Genomic DNA, 20274 nt, shown 5'->3' with positions numbered 1-20274 from the left:
GGCCAATGCGGTTACCTCGGGCCGGATTGGATGTAGACGCTGCCGCGGTAGTAGCCGCCGTCGCGTTGATAGCCGCCATCCCGGCGGTAATCGTCCCGGTGGTAACCACCATGACGGTGAGCCGGCACGATGATGCAGCCCGACAACAGGGCGGAAGAAATCAGCGCAATGGCCAGTGCCAGTCGTTTCATGAGGATCTCCGGACCGCAAACAGCGCGGCCGTGCCCCACTAACCGCCGCGAGCCTGCGGCGGATGACGGCGTCACACAGAGTTACTCCGTGGCGGACTGTGTCTGCGGCTCCGCGAGGCCCTCCATCCGTCCATCCTCAAGGCAGAGGGCAGGGTTGTCCGCCTATGCCGGATGTCATGCATTTGGGACGTCAGCGGCACGGTATTCTGCGGCGCTTCATCTTGACCAACTTTCGCCATGAAACGACTGCTGATGCCCCTGCTGATCCTCCTGCTGGCTGCCTGCGCCTCGCAGCAGCCTGCCGCGACCCAGGCGGCCACCGACGACAAGGGCACGATCTGCGAACGTCAAACCCCCACCGGCAGCCTGATGCCAACCACGCGCTGCACCACGGCGGCCGAACGCGAGGAAGCGCGTCGCAGCGTCAACAACGTCAGCGAGAACGTGCGCAACCAGCGCGCGGCCCAGGGCGGCAAGGCTGGCAGCTGAGGGCCTGAGTCGAACGCGAGGTCCGCACCAGCTGCAGCCTGACGACGGGCCAGTGAGCCCGCGTCAACGCGATTCGAGCTGCACGCCGACGAGGGCCAGCATGCCTGCGACCAGCACGGCGGCCGTCAACCACAGCGCGGCGTCGAAGCTGCCGCTGGCCTCGACCATGCGACCGGTCAGCGCGGGAGCGCTGACCTGGGCCACGCCATAGCTCAGCGTCAGCCTGGCCATGGCCTTGCCCGGGTTGGCCGGTGAGCGCCGGCCCACCAGGGCCAATGTCAGGCTGACGATGCCGATGAAAGTGGCTCCGTAGAGCAGCGCACCGGCCAGCGCCGCCATCAATGCCCACTCGGGGCCGCGGGCCAACACCGGCAGCAGGACCCCGACGATCTGCAGGCCGAAGGCGATCAGCAGCGCGCCGACGTCGCCCGTGCGGCGCGCGATGCGGTCCCACACAAACACGGCCGGTGTCGATGCCAGGCCCACCAGCAGCCAAGCCCAGGGCCCCTGCCCCGCCAGCAGCGGCTGACCCTCGACGATGGCGACCGTGAAGGTCGCGTTGATGACGAAGCCCCAGCCAGCGCAGAAATAGGCCACCAGCATCAGGGCCATCCAGCGCCGGCTGGGTGCGGATCCCACGGCCGCCTTGGCGACCGGCGGCGGCACCGGCGGCCGCCAGACCCAGGCCGGGATCAGGAAGGCCAGGCCCAGCAGCGCAAAGCCCTGCCATTGCGCGGCCCAGTCCAGGTCCAGCCGCGTCATGCCCATGGCGCCCAGCGCCGACACGACGATGCCCAGCCCCAGGCCGATGAAATAGATGCCCAGTTCCGGCCGGCGGCCCGAGCGCATCAGCCAGCCCTGGACCAGGCCCGAGCCCAGCAGCATGCCCGCCGCGCCGCACAGCCCCCCGACGTAGCGAGACAGGGCCCAGGCAGCAAAGCTCGTGCTCCAGCCCATCCACGCCGTGATCAGCAGCGCCAGCGGCAGGGCCCAGACGTAAAGGCGCTGACGCCAGGCGGGGCTTTCGATCCAGGCCGCCAGCAGCGCACCGCTCATATAGCCGGCGTAATTGATGGCAGCCAGCAGGCCGCCATCGGCCACGCCCAGGCCGGCCTGGGCGTGCATCTGCGGCAGCAACGGCGTGTAGGCGAAGCGCGCCAGGCCTATGGTCAGCACCAGGGCGCAGATGCCGCCCAGCAGCACCTGCCAGGCCTGCAGACGGGATTCGGGTTCGGGCATGGACGCAGGTTAAGCGAGCCGGGCATACCCCAGGCAGCGGGGGGCTTGCAAACCGCCAAGGCGGGCCCAGTTGCACGGCATGCCGCTGTTCATCTGCTTCTGCCTCGTCCTGCTCGCCGCCGCTGGCATCGCGCTGTGGCCGCTGTGGGTGCGCCGCCGCCGCGAACGCATCGCGAGCCGCCCCTTCCCCCCGGCCTGGCGACGCCTGCTGCGCCGCCATGTGCCGCTGGTGTCCAGGCTGCCGGCGCGCCAGCAGCTCAGGCTCAAGGGCCTGATGCAGGTCTTCCTGGCCGAAAAGCCCATCCTCGGCTGCCGCGGCCTGCGCGTGACGGATGAGATCCGCGTGACCATCGCGGCCCTGGCCTGCCTGCCCCTGCTGGGCGCGGCGCGCGGCGTCTACCCGGAGCTGCGCCAGGTGCTGGTCTATCCCAGCGCCTTTGTCGTCGACCGGCCGGTGACGGAGTCCGGCGGCGTGCTGTCGGACCAGCGCCGCGTGCTGGCCGGCGAGAGCTGGAGCCAGGGCCAGGTGCTGCTGGCCTGGGATGAAGTCAGGCGCGGCGCCGCCACGCCCGGCGACGGCCACAACGTCGTCATCCACGAGTTCGCCCACCAGCTCGACCAGGCTGGCGGCCCGGCCAATGGCGCGCCCGCGCTGCCGTCGGCCGCGGCCTACCGGCGCTGGTCGGTGGTGATGCAGAACGAGTTCGATGCGCTGCGCTGGCGGCTGGCGCGTGGCGAGCCCGGGCTGATCGATCCCTATGCGGCGACCGATCCGGCGGAATTCTTCGCCGTGATCAGCGAGCTGTTCTTCGAGCGGCCGATCGAGTTGGCGGCCGGGCACCCGGCGCTCTATTCAGAGCTCAGCGGCTACTACCGGTTGGACCCGGCCAGTTGGGTTTAGAAGCCGAGGGACGCCAAGAGGTCATCCACATCATCCTGCTTGAGGGCCTTGTCGGGCGTCTGCACGCCGCCGAGCTCCTCGGGTGCGGCGGCCGCGGCCGGTGCCGGCAGCGAGGAGATCAGGTCCTTGAGCGGCGGTTCGGCGCGCTCCAGCATCTTGCTGACCTTGTTGATGACCTGGCCGGAGAGATCCTGGAAGTCCTGCGACATCATGATCTCGGTGTGCAGCGACTTCTCGCGTGCCGCAAAGCTGGCGGCGTCGGCCGCGTAGGCGGCGCAGAGCTTCATCAGAGCGCGGGCGCGGTCCTGGCTGATGTTGCTGGACAGGGCCAGGCGGTTCAGCGCGTCGGACAGCTCGCGGCCCTTCTTGCGCACGGCCTCGGCGTCATCCTGGGCCGCCTCCACGAGGTTGAGCACCTTGGTGGCGGCCTGTTCGGTCATGCTGCGCACATAGGCCAGGCGCTCTCGAGCGTCAGGCAGTTCCTCGACGACCGTGTGCAGGACCTGGGCGGCGTCGGCCCGGATCATGGCCTGGATGGACGCGTCGGACATCTGGAACTCCCTGGATGCGCCCGGCAACAACGTCGGGGGCTGTAACAAGTTTAGAAGCACCCCCTCGGCGCGCAACCGCCGACTCGCCGCCGAACGCGGCCTTTGTCACGCCATGCTGCAAACGTATTCAGTGCGCCGCCAGCAGGGCACGCAAGGCCGTGATCTGTGCCACATCCAGGCGCCCGGCGGCTTGCGCCAGGGCGAGCTGGCGCTGGCCCAGAGCACGCAAGAGATCGGCCTCCAGGCCGGCGGCCTCCAGGGCTTGCAGATGGCGGGCCAGCACGCCGGCGTCACCGCGGGCGATGGGGCCCGAAACGGCAGCCGCCAGGCCCCGGGCCAGGGCCGTGTCCAGGGCCCCGCGGGTCAACGGCGCCAGCGCGGCCAGGGCCTCCGACTGAGCCAGGCCTGCCGCGTTCCACAGCGACTGCGCCTCGGCCAGCACGGCCAACACGCCGCTGGCGGCCAGATTGGCCGCCGCGTGATAGGCCGCACGGGCCTGGCCACTCATCGGCGTGGGCAACCTCAGCGGCACGAGCCCCAGCGCGTGAGCGAGTGCTTCCAGCGCCGGGCCGTAGACGGCATCGGCCTCTATGCCCACATGCACGCCGCCGAAGCCGGCGTCGCCGGCCAGCAGCTTCAAGGGGTGGAAGCCCGCCACGGCCAGGGCCGGGCTCAAGGCGGTGAGCGGCGTCGCCCCGCTGCAATGCAGGGCCAACTGGCCCGGGCGCCAGGGCAGGCTGGCCGCCGTGGCGGCGATCTGGTCATCGGGAACGGTCAGCCAGACCCAGTCTGCGGCCCGCGCCGCCTGCACCTGCCCCAGCTCGCCGCCGACCGGAAAGCGGCGGCCAACAACGACCTGCTGGCCAGCCGCCTGCAAGGCCGGCACCAGCGCCCGCGCCAGCCGGCCATAGCCGATGACCGCGTGGATCAAGGCTTGACGAACTTCAGCGTCATGCGATCGCTCTCGCCGATGGCCTGGTATTTCGCGCGGTCCTTGTCCTTCAGCGCATAGGTCGGCGGCAGAGTCCAGACGCCATCGGGATGGTCGGCCGTGTCCTTGGGGTTGGCATTGACCTCACTCTTTCCGGCCAGCTTGAAGCCGGCCTTCTCGGCGAACTGGATGACAGCAGCCTCCTGCACATAGCCCGTCGGCGCCTTGGGATCCTGGATGCGCGAGGCGGGCAGGCGATGCTCCTCGACGCCCAGGGTGCCGCCCGGCTTCAGGGCCTTGAAGGCGGCGTCGAAGACGGCCTGCGCCTTGCCCTCTCCCATGCCCATCCAGTTGTGCACATTGCGGAAGGTCAGCACCACATCGGCGCTGCCGGGCGGGGCAATGTCCAGCAGGCCCTTGGCGGGGTCGAAGCTGGTGATCTTGACCTTGCCATAGACGCCCATGGAATCCATCTTGGCCTTGAAGCGGGCGCTGCCGCCGTCGGCCGCATAGAGCTGGCCGCCTTCGCGCAGATAGGGCGCCAGGATCTCGGTGAACCAGCCGCCGCCCGGGGCCAGCTCGACGACGGTGTCGGTGGGCTTGATGCCAAAGAAGTTCAGCGTCTCGTAGGGGTGGCGATAGGCATCGCGGGCAACATTGCCCACCAGGCGGTTGTCGCCAGCGACGGCGGCCTTCAGCGGGTCGGTGCCTTGGGCTTGTGCAGCCGCAGCGGCCAGAGCGAGAGTGGCAATCAGCCAAGTCTTCATGAGGGGGGTCTCCTTGTGGAACAGGCAGTATCCGGTGCGCGTCGGCCCCTGTCCAAGCTCAGCGACGGAATGCCAAGGACGCCAGACCAAGCAGGGCCAGGGCGGCGCCAAACAGGCCCAGGGCGTGCAGACCCAGCCCCTTCAGCACCGCGCCGCCGACGGCCGAACCCAGCGTGGCGCCGACGTAGATGGCCGACGCATTCAGCGCGAACAGCACCGGCAGCTGGGCCGGGTCCAGGGCCGCGAGGCGCGCCTGCTGGGGCACCATGAAGCTCCAGCCGAACACGCTCCAGATGAACATCAGTGCGCCCACCGCCGCCAGCGGCCAGGTCGGCAGGGTCAGCGCGGGCATCAACAGGCTCTGGGCCAGGCAGAGCAGCACCAGGGTGCGGCGCGAACCGATGCGGTCAGTCAGCCGCCCGCCCATGGCATTGCCAACGACGGCGCCCAGGCCGAACAGCAGCAGCATGCCGGTCACGCCATCGCGGCTCAGGCCGTAGAGGCTCTCCAACAGCGGCGCGACGAAGGTGTAGCAGACGTAGAGCCCGCCGGTGAAAAGCGCGGTGAAGGCGACGGCCACCATCAGCCGGGCATCGCGCAGCACCTTGCCCAGCTTGGACAAGCTGGCCACCGGCACCGCGATGCCGGCCGGCAGCGCCGTGACGATGGCAGCCAGACCGACCAAAGTCAGCATGGCCACGACGACAAAGGCCGCCTGCCAGCCCAGGGCATAGCCCAGCCAGGCGCCGGCCGGGATGCCCAGCACCTGGGCGAAGGTCAGCCCGCCGAAGACGATGGCCAGGGCCCGGCCCTGCTGGCCCGGGCCGGCCAGGGCCACGCCGACCGAGGCCGCCACCGGCGTGACGAGGCCGCCGCCCAAGGCCATCAAGGCACGTGCCGCCAGCAGCAACGCAAAGCTGGGCGCCAGCGCGGCCATGACGGAGCCCGCTGCGAACAGCGCCAGGCCGATGGACATCAGCCGCCTGCGGTCCAACCGGCCCGTGGCCGCGATGAGCAGCGGCGACGCGATGGCATAGGTGCCGGCATAGACGCTCATCAGCGCGCCGGCATGGGCCCGGTCGACACCGAAGGCCAGGGCGACCGGAGACAGCACGCCGACGACGACGAAGGCGCCCATGCCGATGGCGAAGTTGGCCAGGGCCAGCAGCCAGAGCTGGCGGGTCGCGGAGGGGGTCATCGCCCCATCATCGCCAGCGGCGCGAAGTCGCGCCCGCCAAGGGTCAATGGGTGGCCCAGCCCATCCAGACGGCCAAGGTGTCGAACAGTGCCGTGACGACGAGGATGGGCAGGGGCAGGCCCAGCAGCGTGCCGATCACATAGTCCCGCAGGCTGACGCCGGACAGGGCCAGCGTGTAGTTCAGCGCCGACACCGAATGGAAGACCGTGCGCAGCATGACAACGCTGCGCACCGGGTGGGCATCCAGCTTGGCAAACAGCCGGCGTGCCAGCCGGTTGTCCAGCTCGCGCAGCGCGTCGGCGCCCAGGGCGCGCACGACGACGAAGGTCACCGTGCAGGCGATGCAGGCGGCGACATAGGTCGTCAGCGCTCCCCACACCGGCCCCAGGGCCAGCACCGCCGCGGCGAGAAAGAAGGCGCCGGGGATGTGTGCCAGGTTGGCTAGCACGAACAGCGCCGTGAAGGCCGCAAGGCCCCACAGCCGGTGCTGGGCAAAGCCCTCGCGCACGGCCTGCAGGCTGATCTGCTGGCGCAGGCCGGTGATCTCGACCAGGCCCCACAGCCCGGCGACGAAAACCAGGACCGCCAGCCAGCGCCAACGCTGATGGATGGGCGCGGGGGGGGCGGTCTCGGTGGGCTTCAACGCTTGGGCTTGGACGGCTTCTTGGAGCCCGAAGTATCGGCGGGCGCGACGATACCCTTCACGGCGGCCTGCGCCAGCTTGAAGAAGACGTCGGTGTTGTCGATGACGCCGGTGAAGGCGAGGGCCCCGGGGCCATAGGCCGACAGCGGCACGTCGGTGGCGGTGTGCACGGCCGACTCGCCCGGCACCTGGCCGGTGACGAGGTAGTCGCCCAGCGCGTCGTCGCGCTCCTGGGCATTGGCCGGGTACCACTTCAGCGGCGCCTCGCTGGCAAAGGGCTGCTGGCTGTCGCGCTGCGGCGTCTTCTTGGTGCGCCAGTCCTCGTAGCGGTCGGCATTGGCGCCATAGCCCACCAGCAGGCGGAAGTCGATGTCGGTCGTCTCGGGGTAGCCGTCGGCCGCAATCTTGTAGCGCGGGAAGCCGGCCTTCTCGTAGATGCCGACGACCTGGTTGCGCAGATTGGGCACGCCCTTCTTGGCGGCCAGATCGATCAAGGCCTTGTCGGTCACCATGGAGCCGCCGATCAACGCGGCGCCGGAGCATTCATGGTCGGCCGTCACGATGACCAGGGTGTCGCCCTGCTCGGCCGCGAAGTCCTGGGCCACGCGCACGGCGCGGTCGAACTCCAGCGTGTCCAGCATCCAGCGCTCGGTGTCCATGTTGTGGGCCTGCTTGTCGATGGAGGCGCCTTCGATCATCAGCACAAAGCCCCTGGGCGAGCGCTTCAGCACCTTGATGGCCTTGGCGGCCATCTCGTCCAGCATGGGCTGGTCGGGCAGGCCGAAGTCGTCGACGACGCTGCCGCCCTGCAGGCCGTTCTTGTCGGCACCGCGCCGGCCGTTGATCTTGTCCAGGGCCACATTCATGTTGGAGAAGGCGAACAGGCCGAGCAAGGGCTTGGCGGCGTCGGCCTTGTCGAGGTCGGTCCTGGTGGCGGCGTATTGGAAGCCGGCGCCCTGGAAGTCCTTGATCAGATCGCGGCCCTTGTCCAGGCTGCCTGCGGCCACGCTCCAGCGCTTGACGATCTCGGCCGTGTGGGCGTCGGCCACCGAGAAGGCGTAGTCGCTGCTGTCGGTGCGCGCCGAGCCCGGCGTGCCGGCGGGCAGGAACCACTTGCGGCCGCCGCCCATCAGCACGGTCAGGCCGGTGTGAGCGCGGTCGTCGAAGAACTGGTCGACGATGCCCGTGCCCGCGCCGCGGTTGCTGGTGTGCACGGCATTGCCGGCCGGCGTGGCGTCAAAGACGTCGGCCGTCGTGACGACACCGAGCTGCTTGCCCTGGGTGCGGTGCAGATACTCGCTGAGGTATTCGACGCGCGGGTTGTCGAAGGCGTCCACCGTATCGTCGGGAAAGACGCCCTCCTCGTTGTTGTTGTTCTTGTTGCCGCTGACATAGCTCGTCATGCCCGGCGCCGAGTCCGTCACGATGGAGTTCAGCGACGAGGTCTTGACCATGGCGGTCGCCGTGAACGTGTCCATGGCCAGGGGCTGCAGGGCCTTGCCCTGGGCATAGCCATGCACGATGCGCGCGGCGGTGCGCTGCGAGGCGCCCATGCCGTCGCCCAGCAGGATGATGATGTTTCTGACCTTGGGGCCGAAGGCGGCCGTGAAGGGCACAACCTCGAAGTTGCCCTTGGCGACGACCTTCTGGCCGTCGGCCTGGGTGGCCTCGACGCTGAACTCATGCTTGCCGGCGAGGTCGCTGCTGACCGCGCGCACGGTGGCGATGACAGTCTCGGCAGCCAGGCCCTTCACGCAGCCGCTGGTGCAATCGCGCAGCGCGACGCCGGCGGCCACCGGCTTGCCGTCGATGAGGAAACGGGCGGCGCTGATCTTCTGACCCGCATCGGGCTTGATGGTGGCCTGCAGGTCGAAGCGCTGGCCGGGCAGGAAGCGGGCGATGACGGGGTCGGCCCGGCCGCTGGAGAAGAGCTCGCTGGGCGGCGTCAGACGGGTGACGGTGGGCGCTGCCATGGCGGAGCCGGCGGCAAGTGCGGCGAGAAGCAGGGTGTGTTTCATCGAGGTCTCAATGCGATGCAGGGGCGGCGGCCAGGGCCTCGGGCGCGAGGCGCAGGCGGATCCAGCTGACGCGGCCGCTGGCGTCTTCGGCCGGGCCGTATTCGAGGCGACCAGTCAAAGCGATGGGGCCGGCCTGGTGGGCGACGAAGCGCGCGCGCTGCGATTCGGACAGCAGCACGGTGACGGTGGAGGCTGGCAGGTCATCGGCCTCGCCGTCGGCATGCTCGGCCATGGCGACGGGGCGCGGCGTCAGCAGGAACTGGCCGGCCTGGGGTTGCTCGCGCTGCACCATGAAACCCACCAGCCTCACCTCCTGGCCGGCGGCGGCCTTCAGCTTGGCGGTGGGCTCCAGCCCGCGCGGGCCAATGGGTTGAGCGAAGAAGTCGGAGAAAGCCAACTCGACCGGCGCGGCTGTGGCAGCCAGGGCGGCAAGGCTCAGCGCACCGGCGAGCAGCAATAAGTACGGTCGCATGCGGCCCTGTCAAAAGGGCTGCATGCTCCCGCGAAGCTGTGTCAAATCGATGACGAAGCTCAGTAGCCCAGCGCAAGGCCGCTGTTGCGCCGCGGGTCGTTGGCGCCGTAGTAGCGGTTCTTGCCCACCGGCTTGCCGCCCAGCCTGGGTGCACCGACCAGGATGCTGGCGAGGTGGTTGGCCGGCTGCGGGTCGGCGAACTTCTGGCCCCAGCCCTCCAGGATCTTGCGCGTGTCGGGCGACAGCGCATTCACCTCCAGATTGGTCGCCTCGGGCAGCCACTGCTGGTGGAAGCGCGGCGCGTCCGTCGCCTCCTGCACGTCCATGCCGTAGTCGATGACGTTGATCATGGTGTGCAGCACCGCCGTGATGATGCGGCTGCCGCCCGGCGTGCCGACCACCATGATGGTCTTGCCGTCCTTGGTGACGACGGTGGGGCTCATGGACGACAGCGGGCGCTTGCCCGGTTCGATCTTGTTGGCCTCGCCCTGCACCAGGCCGTAGAGATTGGGCACGCCGACCTTGGCGGTGAAGTCATCCATCTCGTCGTTCAGCAGCACGCCGGTCTTGGCGGCCGTCACGCGGGCGCCGAACCAGTCGTTCAGCGTGTAGGTCACCGACACGGCATTGCCCCACTTGTCGACGATGGAGTAGTGCGTGGTGTTGCTGCCCTCGTGCGGCGACACGCCGGGCTTGATGTCCTTGGAGACTCCGGCCTTGTTCGGGTCGATGACGGCGCGCAGTTGGGCCGCGTAGTCCTTGCTGAGCAGGCGCTCCAGCGGGTTCTTGACGAAGTCGGGGTCGCCCAGATAGCTGTTGCGGTCCACATAGGCATGGCGCATGGCCTCGATCTGGTAGTGCACCGCCTGCGCCGAGCGGAAGCCCAGCTCCTTCAGCGGATAGCCCTCCAGGATGTTGAGGATCTCGCAGATGATGACGCCGCCCGAACTCGGCGGCGGTGCCGAAACGACGTGGTAGCCGCGGTAGTCGCATTCCACCGGCGGCAGTTCGCGCGTCTTGTACTGATCCAGATCGGCCTGGCTCAGGATGCCCTTGCCCGCCTGGCTCGACGCAACCAGCGCCGCCGCCACCGGGCCCTTGTAGAAACCGGCCTCGCCCTTGTCGCGGATGGCCTTCAGCGTGTTGGCCAGGTCCTTCTGCACCAGCTTCTGGCCGACCTGCCAGGGCTGGCCCTGGTTGAGGAAGATGGCCGCCGTGGCCGCATCCTTGCGGAAGTCGTCGGTGGCGGTGTGCAGCATGTCGATGTCGCCCTGGTCCAGCACGAAGCCCTTCTCCGCGTAATGGATGGCCGGCGTGATGACCGCGGCGCGCTTCATCGTGCCGTACTTGGCCAGCGCGTATTCCAGGCCCGACACGCTGCCCGGCACGGCCACGGCGAGATGGCCCTTGGTACTCAGGCCCTTGACGACATTGCCGTCCTTGTCGAGGTACATGTTCGCCGTGGCGGCCAGCGGCGCCTTCTCGCGGAAGTCGAGGAAGGTCTTGCGCCCGTCGGCCAGCTGGACGGTCATGAAGCCGCCGCCGCCGAGGTTGCCCGCGGCGGGGTAGACGACTGCCAGCGCATAGCCCACGGCCACGGCCGCGTCCACCGCATTGCCGCCGTCCTTCAGCACGTCCACGCCGACACGCGTGGCCAGGTGCTGGGCCGTGACCACCATGCCGTTCTCGGCGGCCACCGGGGCCTGCGAGGCCGCCTGCGCCAGGCCCGCCGCCAGCAGCGCGGCCGTCATCACCAGGGAACGCGATTCCAAGAATTTCATGCGAGAACTCCTTCCAGGCTATTGGGGGCCGACCTTACTGCGCTGCTCTGCGCTTGCCACTCCCCTGGATCGCGACGTCATGGGAGGCGCAGTTAAAGTGGCCTCTTCCATGAGCAGCCCCCTCCACATCGCTGTCGTCGACGACGAGATCGACATCACCCTGCTGCTGGCCAACTACCTGAAGGCCCAGGGCTTTCGCGTCAGCCAGCTGCACAACGGCCGCGCTCTGCTGGAGCTGATGCCTGTCGACACGCCCCAGCTGGTGCTGCTGGACCTGGGCCTGCCTGGCGAGGACGGCTTCGTCATCGCCCGCCAGCTGCGCGAGCACTGGCGCTGCGGCCTGGTCATCCTGACCGGCCGCGGCGACGCCATCGACAAGGTCGTCGGCCTGGAGGTGGGTGCCGACGACTATGTGACCAAGCCCTTCGACCTGCGCGAGCTGCTGGCGCGCATCAAGGCCGTGCTGAGGCGCATGGCGCCCAGCGAGGCCGCGGCACCCGCAGCGCCGACGGCCGACCGCACCCAGCTGCGCTTTGCCGGCTGGACGCTGGATACGGCAGCTCGTCGACTGGTCGACACCGGCAACGCGGAGGTCGTACTGACCACCGGCGAGTTTGACTTGCTGCAGGTGCTGGCCCGCCACGCCGGCCGCGTGCTGTCGCGTGACTTCCTGCTCGAGCAGACGCGCGGTCGCGAGGCGGCGCCGTTCGACCGCACCATCGACGTGCTGATCGGGCGCTTGCGCAAGAAGCTGGGCGACAGCGCCGATGAGCCCCAGCTCATCAAGGCCGTCCGGGGCGCCGGCTATCTCTTCGTGCCCACGGTGACTTGAGCGCGCCTGACGCAAGGCGCTGACGAAGGCCGTCGCCCCCGCGAGGGCCGCCTACTGGAGCACCGGGCTCGGTGCCAAGCTGCGCTGCACGTAGGCGGCGAGGGCCGACACATCAGGGATGCAGATGTCGCGGCGACCGCGCTCGGTGAAGGCGATCAACTGCCCGCGGGCCAGCTTGGTCAGGGCGCGGCTGACCGTCTCCACCGTCATGCCCAGGTAGTTGCCGATCTCGGCCCGCGTCATGCGCAGCGTGATCTGGTCGTTGCGCAGGCCGCACTGGGCCATGGCTTCGGCCCAGTAGCGCAGGAAATCGGCCACGCGGGCATCGGCCGACAGCGTGCACAGGGACAGCAGCGAGTCGCGGTCGCGGCTGATCTCGCGGCTCATGGCCGCGTGCAGCAGGCCCAGCAGCGGCGCATGGCGGGCGCAGGCCGCCAGCAGTGCGTCGTAGCGCACGCTCCAGACCTCGCCGGTGTCCAGGGCGACGGCGTCGCAGCCGTAGCGGCCGGTGGCGATGCCGTCAAAGCCCAGCCAGTCGCCCTTGAAGTGCAGGCCGACGACCTGCTCGCGGCCGTCCGCGGCGAGGTTGAGGGTCTTGAAGAAGCCGGAGTGGACGACATGCAGGCAGCCGAAGTTGTCACCCGTGCGGTACAGGCTGTCACCGGCGTGCAGGATGCGGCGACTGATCTCGACATGGTCCTGCAGGCCCTGCAGGGTGTCGGCGATGCGCTGGGGTGCGGCGGCCGGGGCACGCAAGGCAGGGTGGGCGGCGGCGGTGGGCATCGTGGCGGTCAGCATCTCGGGGCTCCTGGGCGGCTTGTGGCGATGGACAGCAGCGTAGAAACCGGCCGACAACCCGCGAGCAATGGTGGGCCTCGTTCGGTAATGCTCGGTAAACCGGCGGTGAACGGCGGCGTCTGCTTGATTTGTGTCAGGCCTGGGCGGCGCCTTGGCGCCTAGCCTTGGCGGGACCATGCTGCATCCTCAAGCACTCTTGTCGCTGGAAGCACTGCCCGGGAACGATATCCAGGGCCTGGTCGACTGCGCGCGGCAATTCCAGCGCAGCCCGATCCAGGCCACGCCGCTGCGCGGCAGGATCCTGGCCCTGCTCAGCGATGATCACGACAGCCCCGCTGCGCAAGCCTTCCTGCGTGCCGCCACCGGTCTGGGCGCCCAGGTCGCCCGCGTACGGGCCACCGAGCCCGGCCCGCGTCAGCTGCGCGACCGGGCGCGCCTGCTCGGCCAGCTGTATGACGCCATCGAATGCCAAGGGCTGGACGAAGCCGATTTGCGCCAGCTCGGCCGCGACGCCGGCGTGCCGGTCTTCAACGGCATTGCCTCGCCCGACCACCCGCTGCAGACGCTGGCGGCGCGCATGACGCTGCAGGAGCTGCGCGGCGAACTGACGCTGCCGCCTGCTCCGATCGACCCGCTGCCGGCCGAGGCTGTGGCCCGCAACCACCACCACCTGTTGCAGGCGGTGCTGAGCTGCACCCTGGCTTAGCCCAGGCCCGAAACGCGCAGCAGGCTCCAGGCCGCCGCCGCCAGAGCCAGGCTCAGCAGCACCCAGGCCAGGCGCGGCCGCTCCGCCGCAGCTGCTGCCGCACCGGGCCGGCGGCCCCGCCACATGGCGCGCAACAAGGGCTGGCGGCGGATCGCCACATAGATGGCGATGGCCGCCAGATGCAGGCCCAGCCAGACATAGAGCAGCTTCGCCGCGAGCTTGTGCCAGCCGGTCAGCTTCAGGCTCAGCTCCTCGTCGACCCAGCCCGACCAGGGCCCGGCAAAGCCGATCTCGTCATTGCCAAACAGGCCGGTCGCCACCTGGGTGAGCAGTAGGGTCAGCACTGCGAAGACGGACAGCGCCCCCAACGGGTTGTGACCGAGGCCCTGCCAGCGCCCACGCAGATAGGCCCACACGCGGCGGGGCGAGGGCCAGAACTGCGCGAAGCGCGCGTAGCGCGTGCCCCACAGGCCCCAGCCGAGGCGGAACACCAGCAGGGCCGCGATGCCCTGGCCGGCGCGCGCATGCCAGCTCATCCAGGCGCCGCCGGCGAGACCGGTCGCTATGGCAGCCGACACCAGGGCCACCAGGGCCCAATGGAAGACGCGCAGCGGCAGGTCCCAGACGGGGACATCCGCGTGGGGCTCAGGGCTGGCGGGCTGCTGCGACATTGGCACTTCCCTCGGCCTGGGCCCGCGGCGCCGGTGCCTGGATATGGGCAACGGCCTTGCCGCCCTCGTTCTCGTAGTCCTCGCTGCCGGTGGCACCCGCGACGCGATAGCCCTTCTCGGCCAGGATGTCACCCGCGCGCCCGGCGCGCACCGCGTGGTTGGACACGGTCAGGATGGCGCGGTCCTTGGGCAGATAGGCCAGGTGCTTTTCGAGGTCCTTGTTCTGGATGTTGAGGAAGACCGGGAAGCTGCCGTACTTGATGAGCTCGTCGGGGCGGCGCAGGTCCAGCACCAACAGCTTGTCGGGTTGGGCCAGCAAGGCGTCGACCTCGGCGGCCTTCAGGCGCTGGGTCTTGTATTTCCATTCGGCTGCCGGTGCGGATGCGGCCGTCTGGGCCTGGGCAACGGCGCTGAGGCCAAACAAGAGGGCAAAGGCCAGGGCGTGCAGTGTTTTCATGTTGAGGTCCAGAGGAGTTGCAGACCTCGGGGACAGCGCAGCTTCCGTGCCAGCCCAGGCCCCGTGAAAAGCCGGTCGCCGACGTCAGAACTGCGCCTTCACGCGCAGCGCCTGCTGTAGCGCTGTTGATCCAGCAACAGCAGGCGCCCGGCGGACTGCCGAGAGCGGGCCTCAAGGCCGCCAAAACGGGCCCAAACCCCCGTTGCCAACGCGAAGCGAAGTTGCTTAGAAGCCCGGCGCATTGGGCACGCTCCCTGCAATGAAGCGATCGGCTCACCTCTGTCGATCACCTCATTCCATGACCACAAAACATCGCCTCCGCCCTCTCACCGCCCTCATCGCCGCCCTCGCCGCCGGCAGTGCCCTCGCCCAGGAAGCTGCCCCTGCCGAAGAACCCGCGCAGCAAGCCCTCGGCGCCGTGACCGTGCGCAGCCGCAACCGCATCGAGAAGCTGCAGGACGTGCCGCTGTCCATCTCCGTCATCCAGGGCGCCGAACTGGACCGACTGGGCGCTGTGGGCATCGACGACATCACCAAGCGCGCCGCCAACGTCAGCTGGAATCTCGGCAACCAACGCACCAGCTCCATCTCCATCCGCGGCATCGGCAAGATCGGCCAGACCGAGGCTCAGGACCCGAGCGTGGGCATCATCGTGGACGGCGTTTCCTACGCCTACAACGCGCTGACGTCCAGCTTCGACTTCGTCGACATCGACACCATCGAGGTCACGCGCGGCCCGCAGGGCACGCTGCTGGGCAAGAACGCCAGCGTCGGCAACATCATCTTCACCACCAAGCGCCCCAGCTTCACGCCGACGGCCGACTTCACGCTGGGATTTCGCCAGCGCGACGGCCTGTTCGCCACCGCGGCCATCGGTGGCCCCATCGTCGACGGCCTGATCGCCTGGCGCGGCACCTTCTCGGCCAACCGCGGTGCCGGCGACATCAAGAACGCCTACAACCGCGACGTCAGCTACACCAACACCGACCGCATCTCGGGCCGCGTGCAGTTCCTCGTCACGCCCTCGCCCGACTTCAAGGCCCGCTTCGCCTTCGACCTGCAGCCGCGCGCCGGCGAGACCACCAACGGCCGCAGCTTCCCCGTCATCAACCCGCCGACGACCTATTCCAACGGCGCGCCCATCACGACCGTCACCAACGAGCAACGCCTGGGCCGGCGCTGGTTCAAGGACAACACCGGCTATTCGCTGGCCGACTACCAGAACCTGCTGACCACCGACTCGGTGCGCGGCCTCGTCACCGGCAGCTCCGGCGCCACGGCCGACCTGAACTGGCAGCTGGGCAGCCACACGCTGACCTCCATCACGGCCTTCAAGAGCTACCACTTCGACGCCGTGAACGATGACGCGACGCCGTTTGACGTCTATCGCAATGCCGGCGGTTTCTGGAACGACTACCGCCAGGCCACGCAGGAGCTGCGCCTGACGTCCGCACCCGGCGGCTTTGTCGACTACCAGGCCGGTCTCTACTTCATCAAGGTCAACAACACGGCCGACTACCGCCGCTGGTGGGGCAATGACGCCGGCGCCTGGTTCGCCAGCGCCGCCCAGTACAACCGCCTGGACGCCGACGGCGCCGGCCGCGACCTGCTGCGCAACAGCCTGGCCAATGTGAAGGCCTCCTACAACAGCCCGACCGGCGTACAGGACATCCGCAACCAGAGCGCAGCCATCTTCGCCCAGGCCAATTGGCATTTCAGCGAGGCGCTGACGCTGACCACCGGCGCCCGCCTGACGCGCGAGGAGCGCAAGAACGCCGGCACCAGCCGCATCACCAGCGATGGCAGCGCGCCCGAGCTGAATCCCTCCATCGTCAACGGCGTGCTGCTGGGCGGCTTCGACAGCTACCTCAACACCGGCGCGGCCAAGTGGGTGAAGGACGGCATCGTCGTGCCCGCGGGTACGGCCGGCGCGGTGCAGGTGGCCGCCGGCACCGCTGCGGCACCCACCGTTGCACTGACGACGTCCACCGCCGATCCCGCCCGCTCCGCCAGCGCCCTGGCCGCCGCCAACAAGGCCGCCGCCAAATATTTCGGCGTCGCGACCTGGGACGCGCTCAGTGCCGCCCAGAAGCGCCAGCTCGCCGACGCCCAGGCCATCCGCAAGACCAATGTCGGCGTGCTCTTCCCGACCACCGAGGCCGAGCCCTTCAAGGCCACGCAGCCGGCCTGGGTGCTGAGCCCGAGCTACAAGTTCAACCGCGACCTGACGGGCTATCTGTCGCTGCAGCACGGCGAGAAGGCCGGCATCGCCCAGTTCGTCAACGGCATCTCCTCGCCCGTCAAGGCCGAGAAGACCGACAGCCTGGAGGCAGGCTTCAAGTCGGCGCTCTTCAACAAGACGCTGATCCTGAATGCCGACGTCTTCCTGACCCGCATCAAGGACTACCAGCAGAGCGTGCGCGTCGTCGACAGCTACACCACGGCGCTGAACAACGACGGCACCTTCTACTACACCAGCACCACCGGCAACGTGCCCAAGGTCGAGGTCAAGGGGCTGGAGATCGACGGCGTCTACGGCGGCATCCGTGACCTGACGGTGCGCTTCTCGGCCGCCTACAACGACGGCAAGTACAAGTCCTTCCCCAATGCCGCCCAGCGCACCGAGGACAACTTCCCCGGCGCCGCCCCCTATGCCGACTTCAGCGGCAAGCCGCTGGCCGGCTCGGCCAAGTACACCGGCAACATCGGCGTGGACTACCGCCAGCCGGTCTGGGGCGACAAGGAGATCAACTACACGGGCAACGTGGCCTTCTCTTCGTCCTACTACTCGGACGTCGGCCTGTCGGCCTACTCGGTGGTGCCCAAGAGCACGACGGTGGACGCCGGCATCGGCTTCGGCACGCGCAACAAGAGCTTCAACGTCAGCCTGATCGTCAAGAACCTCTTCAACGACGACACGGTGCGCTCCATCAGCAGCACCAGCTACGCGCCGGCCATCCCGCGCAGTGTGGGCATCCAGTTCATGGCCAGGTTGTAAGCACTGTTGATCCGCCAACAGCGCTTCAACAGCGCTGTTGGTGCCCCCGCAAAACCGCCCTGCTTTCCACCGCATTCGCGCCATTTTTGCTGGCGCGTTTATTGCGCTGACCCTCTTAGCTCATCTCCCGGGAGACCTACGTGCCCCAGTTCCGGATCGCCCCTCTCGCCCTCGCCGCCCTGCTGGCCGGCGTCACCACCCTCAGCCCCGCCGAGGACTACGCGCCACCCGGCGGCTTCGTCAAAGGCAGCGAGCGGCCCTGGTCGTACACGCCGCTGAACACCCAGGTCGCCACGCCGGCCACCAAGGCCAAGGCCTGGGTGCGCCAGCCGCTGGACGCCTTCGTGCTGGCCAAGCTCGAAGCGCAAGGCATTACGCCTTCGCCCGAGGCCGACCGCCACGCCTACATCCGCCGCGCCACGCTGGATGCCTGGGGCATCCTGCCGACGCCGGAGGAAGTGAACGCCTTCGTCAACGACAAGTCGCCCAAGGCGCATGAAAAACTCGTCGAGCGCCTGCTGGCCTCGCCGCGCTACGGCGAGCGGCAGGCGCGGCGCTGGCTGGACCTCTCCCGCTACGCCGACAGCGACGGCTACAACACCGACGGCACGCGGCCCAATATCTGGCGCTACCGCGACTACGTCGTCAACGCCTTCAATGCCGACAAGCCCTTCGACCGCTTCGTCAAGGAGCAGATCGCCGGCGACGAGCTCTGGCCCGAGCGCACCGAGGCGCTGATTGCCACCGGCTTCCTGCGCAACCTGCCGGACGAGATCAATGCGCGGGACCTGAACCTGAAGAAGCAGGAGGTGGCCAACGACCTGACCGACACCGTCTCGGCCGTCTTCCTCGGCACGACGCTGGGCTGCGCCCAGTGCCACGACCACAAGACCGAGAAGATCACGCAGAAGGAGTACTACGAGTTCCAGGCCTTCTTCGCCAACACCAGTTGGAAGGACGATGTCTCGCCGCTGACGGGCAAGGCCAAGGCTGACTACGACGCTCAGCTGGCCAAGTGGGAAGACGCGACCAAGGACATCCGTGAGCAGCGCGACGCCCTGCTCAAGCCCATCATCGAGAAGCTGGAGACCGACCGCCTGTCGGGCTTCGTGCCGGCCACGCGCGAGTCCATCAACAAGCCGGCGTCGGAGCGCAACGCCTACGACCGCTGGATCTACCACCGCAACCTGTGGACCCTGTCGGGCCGCACCCGCAACGCCGAGAACCAGCTCAAGACCAAGGACAAGGAGGCCTACGCCAAGTACGAGGTGCTGACGGCGCAGCTGAAGAAGTTCGACCACTTCAAGCCCAAGGACCCGGGCTATGTGTCCACCATCGTCGAGCTGGGCAACGACGCGCCGCCGACCAAGGTGCTCTTCAAGGGCATCTACGACCGGCCGCTGCAGGAAGTTCAGCCTGGCCTGCCCGCCCTGCTGACCGACAACACGACGCTGAAGATCGAGCCCACGACGACGTCCTCGGGTCGCCGCACGGCCCTGGCCAACTGGCTGGTCAGCCCCGACAACGGCCTGACCGCCCGCGTCTTCGTCAACCGCCAATGGGCCCAGTTCTTCGGCCGCGGCATCGTCGAGACCAGCGCCGACTTCGGCAAGACCGGCAGCAAACCCACCCATCCCGAGCTGCTGGACAAGCTGGCGGCCGACTTCGTCAAGCAGGGCTGGAGCGTGAAGACGCTGCACCGGCAGATCCTGCTGTCCAGCACCTACCGCCAGGCCAGCCAGGCGCGTGACATCAAGCAGGACCCGGACAACAAGCTGCTCTGGGCCTTCCCGCGCCAGCGCCTGGAGGCCGAGCAACTGCGCGACTCCCTGCTGGCGGCTTCGGGTTTGCTGGAAGAAAAGCGCGGCGGCCCCTCGGTCTATCCGCCCATCCCGCCCAACTTCGACATCGGCGGCCAGCGCAACCGCTGGCAGACGTCCGAGGACCCGCGCGACCACAACCGCCGCAGCCTTTATGTCTTCGTGCTGCGCAACTCGCCCTATCCGCTGCTGGAGACCTTCGACTGGGCCAATCCGCAATCGCCCCACTTCAAGCGTGATGTGACGACGACGGCACCGCAAGCCCTGGCCCTGGTCAACAGCGACCTGGTGCTGGGTTGGAGCCAGGCCCTGGCCGGCCGCGTCATCCAGGAGACCGGTGGCAGCGAGGCGGCACAGATCGACCGCGTCTACGAGATCCTGTTCTCACGCAAGCCCACGGCCAAGGAAAAGGAAAAGCTCGTCGCCTTCCTGAATGCCCAGGAGGCCCTGCAGACGGCCCAGGCCGGCGAGGTCAAGAAGCCGCATCTGCCCGAAGGCTGGGGCGTGGATCCCAAGCTGGCCAAGCAAATCGACGGCTTCTACAAAGCCGCCTACAAGCGCGAGCCCGACCGCTACGAGCGCACCGCCTTCCTGAGCTACCTGGACCAGCAGGCCGCCAAGCGCAGGAAGGGCGACGGCGGCGACGACTCGGCCGATGACGGCGGCGGGGCCGCCCCCTCCGCCACCGTCGCTGTCGCGAGCGGCGCCCCCACCAAGGGCGCCAGCAAGGCCCGCGCCGCCGCCTTCGTCGACCTGGTCCACACCCTGGTCAACACCAACGAATTCACCTACCGCTTCTGAGGACCGACAC

General features: G+C 68.8%; 19 protein-coding genes. 6 read left to right on the top strand and 13 right to left on the bottom strand.

Features of this window, described 5'->3' with window-relative positions:
• Positions 1 to 11: 11 nt before the first annotated feature.
• Positions 12 to 191 carry a hypothetical protein gene (locus tag J2X20_RS26705; RefSeq protein WP_310272247.1) on the bottom strand — a complete coding sequence of 60 codons (180 nt, stop codon included), beginning with the start codon at positions 189 to 191 and terminating at the stop codon, positions 12 to 14.
• Positions 192 to 428: 237 nt separating this feature from the next.
• Here J2X20_RS26705 and J2X20_RS26700 point away from each other — a divergent pair, with 237 nt between their 5' ends.
• Positions 429 to 680, top strand: coding sequence for a hypothetical protein (locus tag J2X20_RS26700; RefSeq protein WP_310272244.1), 252 nt, complete (start codon positions 429 to 431; stop codon positions 678 to 680).
• A gap of 63 nt (positions 681 to 743) precedes the next feature.
• On the opposite strand, the gene J2X20_RS26695 is transcribed toward J2X20_RS26700, so the two are convergent.
• Complete coding sequence (locus J2X20_RS26695) at positions 744 to 1919, bottom strand: YbfB/YjiJ family MFS transporter (RefSeq protein ID WP_310272242.1); 1176 nt, start codon at positions 1917 to 1919, stop codon at positions 744 to 746.
• A gap of 79 nt (positions 1920 to 1998) precedes the next feature.
• Here J2X20_RS26695 and J2X20_RS26690 point away from each other — a divergent pair, with 79 nt between their 5' ends.
• Positions 1999 to 2820, top strand: coding sequence for a M90 family metallopeptidase (locus J2X20_RS26690; protein ID WP_310272239.1), 822 nt, complete (start codon positions 1999 to 2001; stop codon positions 2818 to 2820).
• Here the strand turns inward: J2X20_RS26690 and J2X20_RS26685 are convergent.
• The 8 genes from J2X20_RS26685 to ggt form a co-directional block, all read right to left on the bottom strand.
• A complete protein-coding gene (locus J2X20_RS26685; RefSeq protein ID WP_310272237.1) occupies positions 2817 to 3371 on the bottom strand; it encodes a protein phosphatase CheZ in 555 nt (184 codons plus the stop codon). The genes J2X20_RS26690 and J2X20_RS26685 overlap by 4 nt on opposite strands.
• A 127-nt stretch (positions 3372 to 3498) precedes the next feature.
• Positions 3499 to 4302, bottom strand: coding sequence for a DUF2520 domain-containing protein (locus J2X20_RS26680; protein ID WP_310272235.1), 804 nt, complete (start codon positions 4300 to 4302; stop codon positions 3499 to 3501).
• Complete coding sequence (locus J2X20_RS26675; protein ID WP_310272233.1) at positions 4299 to 5069, bottom strand: class I SAM-dependent methyltransferase; 771 nt, start codon at positions 5067 to 5069, stop codon at positions 4299 to 4301. The genes J2X20_RS26680 and J2X20_RS26675 overlap by 4 nt, the downstream gene beginning before the upstream one ends.
• Positions 5070 to 5127: 58 nt before the next feature.
• Complete coding sequence (locus J2X20_RS26670; RefSeq protein ID WP_310272230.1) at positions 5128 to 6267, bottom strand: MFS transporter; 1140 nt, start codon at positions 6265 to 6267, stop codon at positions 5128 to 5130.
• 43 nt (positions 6268 to 6310) lie between these two features.
• Positions 6311 to 6910 carry a TVP38/TMEM64 family protein gene (locus tag J2X20_RS26665; RefSeq protein ID WP_310272227.1) on the bottom strand — a complete coding sequence of 200 codons (600 nt, stop codon included), beginning with the start codon at positions 6908 to 6910 and terminating at the stop codon, positions 6311 to 6313.
• Positions 6907 to 8928, bottom strand: coding sequence for an alkaline phosphatase (locus tag J2X20_RS26660; protein WP_310272224.1), 2022 nt, complete (start codon positions 8926 to 8928; stop codon positions 6907 to 6909). Before J2X20_RS26660 ends, J2X20_RS26665 begins: the two co-directional genes overlap by 4 nt.
• Before the next feature lie 7 nt (positions 8929 to 8935).
• A complete protein-coding gene (locus J2X20_RS26655; protein WP_310272222.1) occupies positions 8936 to 9400 on the bottom strand; it encodes a hypothetical protein in 465 nt (154 codons plus the stop codon).
• Positions 9401 to 9459: 59 nt separating this feature from the next.
• Positions 9460 to 11151 carry a gamma-glutamyltransferase gene (gene ggt, locus J2X20_RS26650; RefSeq protein WP_310272565.1) on the bottom strand — a complete coding sequence of 564 codons (1692 nt, stop codon included), beginning with the start codon at positions 11149 to 11151 and terminating at the stop codon, positions 9460 to 9462.
• Positions 11152 to 11290: 139 nt separating this feature from the next.
• On the opposite strand from ggt, the gene J2X20_RS26645 reads away from it, so the two are divergent.
• Complete coding sequence (locus tag J2X20_RS26645; protein WP_310272220.1) at positions 11291 to 12013, top strand: winged helix-turn-helix domain-containing protein; 723 nt, start codon at positions 11291 to 11293, stop codon at positions 12011 to 12013.
• Positions 12014 to 12064: 51 nt separating this feature from the next.
• Here J2X20_RS26645 and J2X20_RS26640 read toward each other — a convergent pair whose 3' ends face one another.
• Positions 12065 to 12811, bottom strand: a complete 747-nt coding sequence (locus tag J2X20_RS26640; protein ID WP_310272216.1) for a Crp/Fnr family transcriptional regulator — start codon at positions 12809 to 12811, stop codon at positions 12065 to 12067.
• A gap of 175 nt (positions 12812 to 12986) precedes the next feature.
• On the opposite strand from J2X20_RS26640, the gene J2X20_RS26635 reads away from it, so the two are divergent.
• Entirely contained in the window at positions 12987 to 13517 is a 531-nt protein-coding gene (locus tag J2X20_RS26635) for a Rossmann-fold NAD(P)-binding domain-containing protein (protein ID WP_310272213.1), read from the top strand.
• Here the strand turns inward: J2X20_RS26635 and J2X20_RS26630 are convergent.
• Together J2X20_RS26630 and J2X20_RS26625 are read right to left on the bottom strand one after the other, a co-directional pair.
• On the bottom strand, positions 13514 to 14188 hold the full coding sequence (locus tag J2X20_RS26630; RefSeq protein WP_310272210.1) for a cytochrome b/b6 domain-containing protein: 675 nt from the start codon (positions 14186 to 14188) through the stop codon (positions 13514 to 13516). The genes J2X20_RS26635 and J2X20_RS26630 overlap by 4 nt on opposite strands.
• On the bottom strand, positions 14163 to 14645 hold the full coding sequence (locus tag J2X20_RS26625) for a rhodanese-like domain-containing protein (RefSeq protein WP_310272207.1): 483 nt from the start codon (positions 14643 to 14645) through the stop codon (positions 14163 to 14165). The genes J2X20_RS26630 and J2X20_RS26625 overlap by 26 nt, the downstream gene beginning before the upstream one ends.
• Before the next feature lie 298 nt (positions 14646 to 14943).
• On the opposite strand from J2X20_RS26625, the gene J2X20_RS26620 reads away from it, so the two are divergent.
• A complete protein-coding gene (locus J2X20_RS26620; protein WP_310272205.1) occupies positions 14944 to 17643 on the top strand; it encodes a TonB-dependent receptor in 2700 nt (899 codons plus the stop codon).
• A gap of 140 nt (positions 17644 to 17783) precedes the next feature.
• A complete protein-coding gene (locus J2X20_RS26615; protein ID WP_310272203.1) occupies positions 17784 to 20264 on the top strand; it encodes a DUF1549 and DUF1553 domain-containing protein in 2481 nt (826 codons plus the stop codon).
• The last annotated feature ends 10 nt before the right edge of the window (positions 20265 to 20274 follow it).

The sequence above is a fragment of the Roseateles saccharophilus genome, from assembly GCF_031458095.1.
Taxonomy (GTDB): Bacteria; Pseudomonadota; Gammaproteobacteria; order Burkholderiales; family Burkholderiaceae_C; genus Pelomonas; species Pelomonas saccharophila_A.
The sequence above is the reverse complement of the archived record's forward strand: the minus strand, read 5'-3'. Positions and strand labels throughout refer to the sequence as shown.

Excerpts from the sequence above, each read along its gene's own strand:
- J2X20_RS26645 (WP_310272220.1), top strand. The coding sequence starts at position 11,291 with ATGAGCAGCCCCCTCCACATCGCTGTCGTCGACGACGAGATCGACATC.
- J2X20_RS26670 (WP_310272230.1), bottom strand. The coding sequence starts at position 6,267 with ATGACCCCCTCCGCGACCCGCCAGCTCTGGCTGCTGGCCCTGGCCAAC.
- J2X20_RS26660 (WP_310272224.1), bottom strand. The coding sequence starts at position 8,928 with ATGAAACACACCCTGCTTCTCGCCGCACTTGCCGCCGGCTCCGCCATG.
- J2X20_RS26700 (WP_310272244.1), top strand. The coding sequence starts at position 429 with ATGAAACGACTGCTGATGCCCCTGCTGATCCTCCTGCTGGCTGCCTGC.
- J2X20_RS26655 (WP_310272222.1), bottom strand. The coding sequence starts at position 9,400 with ATGCGACCGTACTTATTGCTGCTCGCCGGTGCGCTGAGCCTTGCCGCC.
- J2X20_RS26625 (WP_310272207.1), bottom strand. The coding sequence starts at position 14,645 with ATGAAAACACTGCACGCCCTGGCCTTTGCCCTCTTGTTTGGCCTCAGC.
- ggt (WP_310272565.1), bottom strand. The coding sequence starts at position 11,151 with ATGACGGCCGCGCTGCTGGCGGCGGGCCTGGCGCAGGCGGCCTCGCAG.
- J2X20_RS26695 (WP_310272242.1), bottom strand. The coding sequence starts at position 1,919 with ATGCCCGAACCCGAATCCCGTCTGCAGGCCTGGCAGGTGCTGCTGGGC.
- J2X20_RS26685 (WP_310272237.1), bottom strand. The coding sequence starts at position 3,371 with ATGTCCGACGCGTCCATCCAGGCCATGATCCGGGCCGACGCCGCCCAG.
- J2X20_RS26640 (WP_310272216.1), bottom strand. The coding sequence starts at position 12,811 with ATGCTGACCGCCACGATGCCCACCGCCGCCGCCCACCCTGCCTTGCGT.
- J2X20_RS26690 (WP_310272239.1), top strand. The coding sequence starts at position 1,999 with ATGCCGCTGTTCATCTGCTTCTGCCTCGTCCTGCTCGCCGCCGCTGGC.
- J2X20_RS26620 (WP_310272205.1), top strand. The coding sequence starts at position 14,944 with ATGACCACAAAACATCGCCTCCGCCCTCTCACCGCCCTCATCGCCGCC.
- J2X20_RS26630 (WP_310272210.1), bottom strand. The coding sequence starts at position 14,188 with ATGTCGCAGCAGCCCGCCAGCCCTGAGCCCCACGCGGATGTCCCCGTC.
- J2X20_RS26705 (WP_310272247.1), bottom strand. The coding sequence starts at position 191 with ATGAAACGACTGGCACTGGCCATTGCGCTGATTTCTTCCGCCCTGTTG.
- J2X20_RS26635 (WP_310272213.1), top strand. The coding sequence starts at position 12,987 with ATGCTGCATCCTCAAGCACTCTTGTCGCTGGAAGCACTGCCCGGGAAC.
- J2X20_RS26675 (WP_310272233.1), bottom strand. The coding sequence starts at position 5,069 with ATGAAGACTTGGCTGATTGCCACTCTCGCTCTGGCCGCTGCGGCTGCA.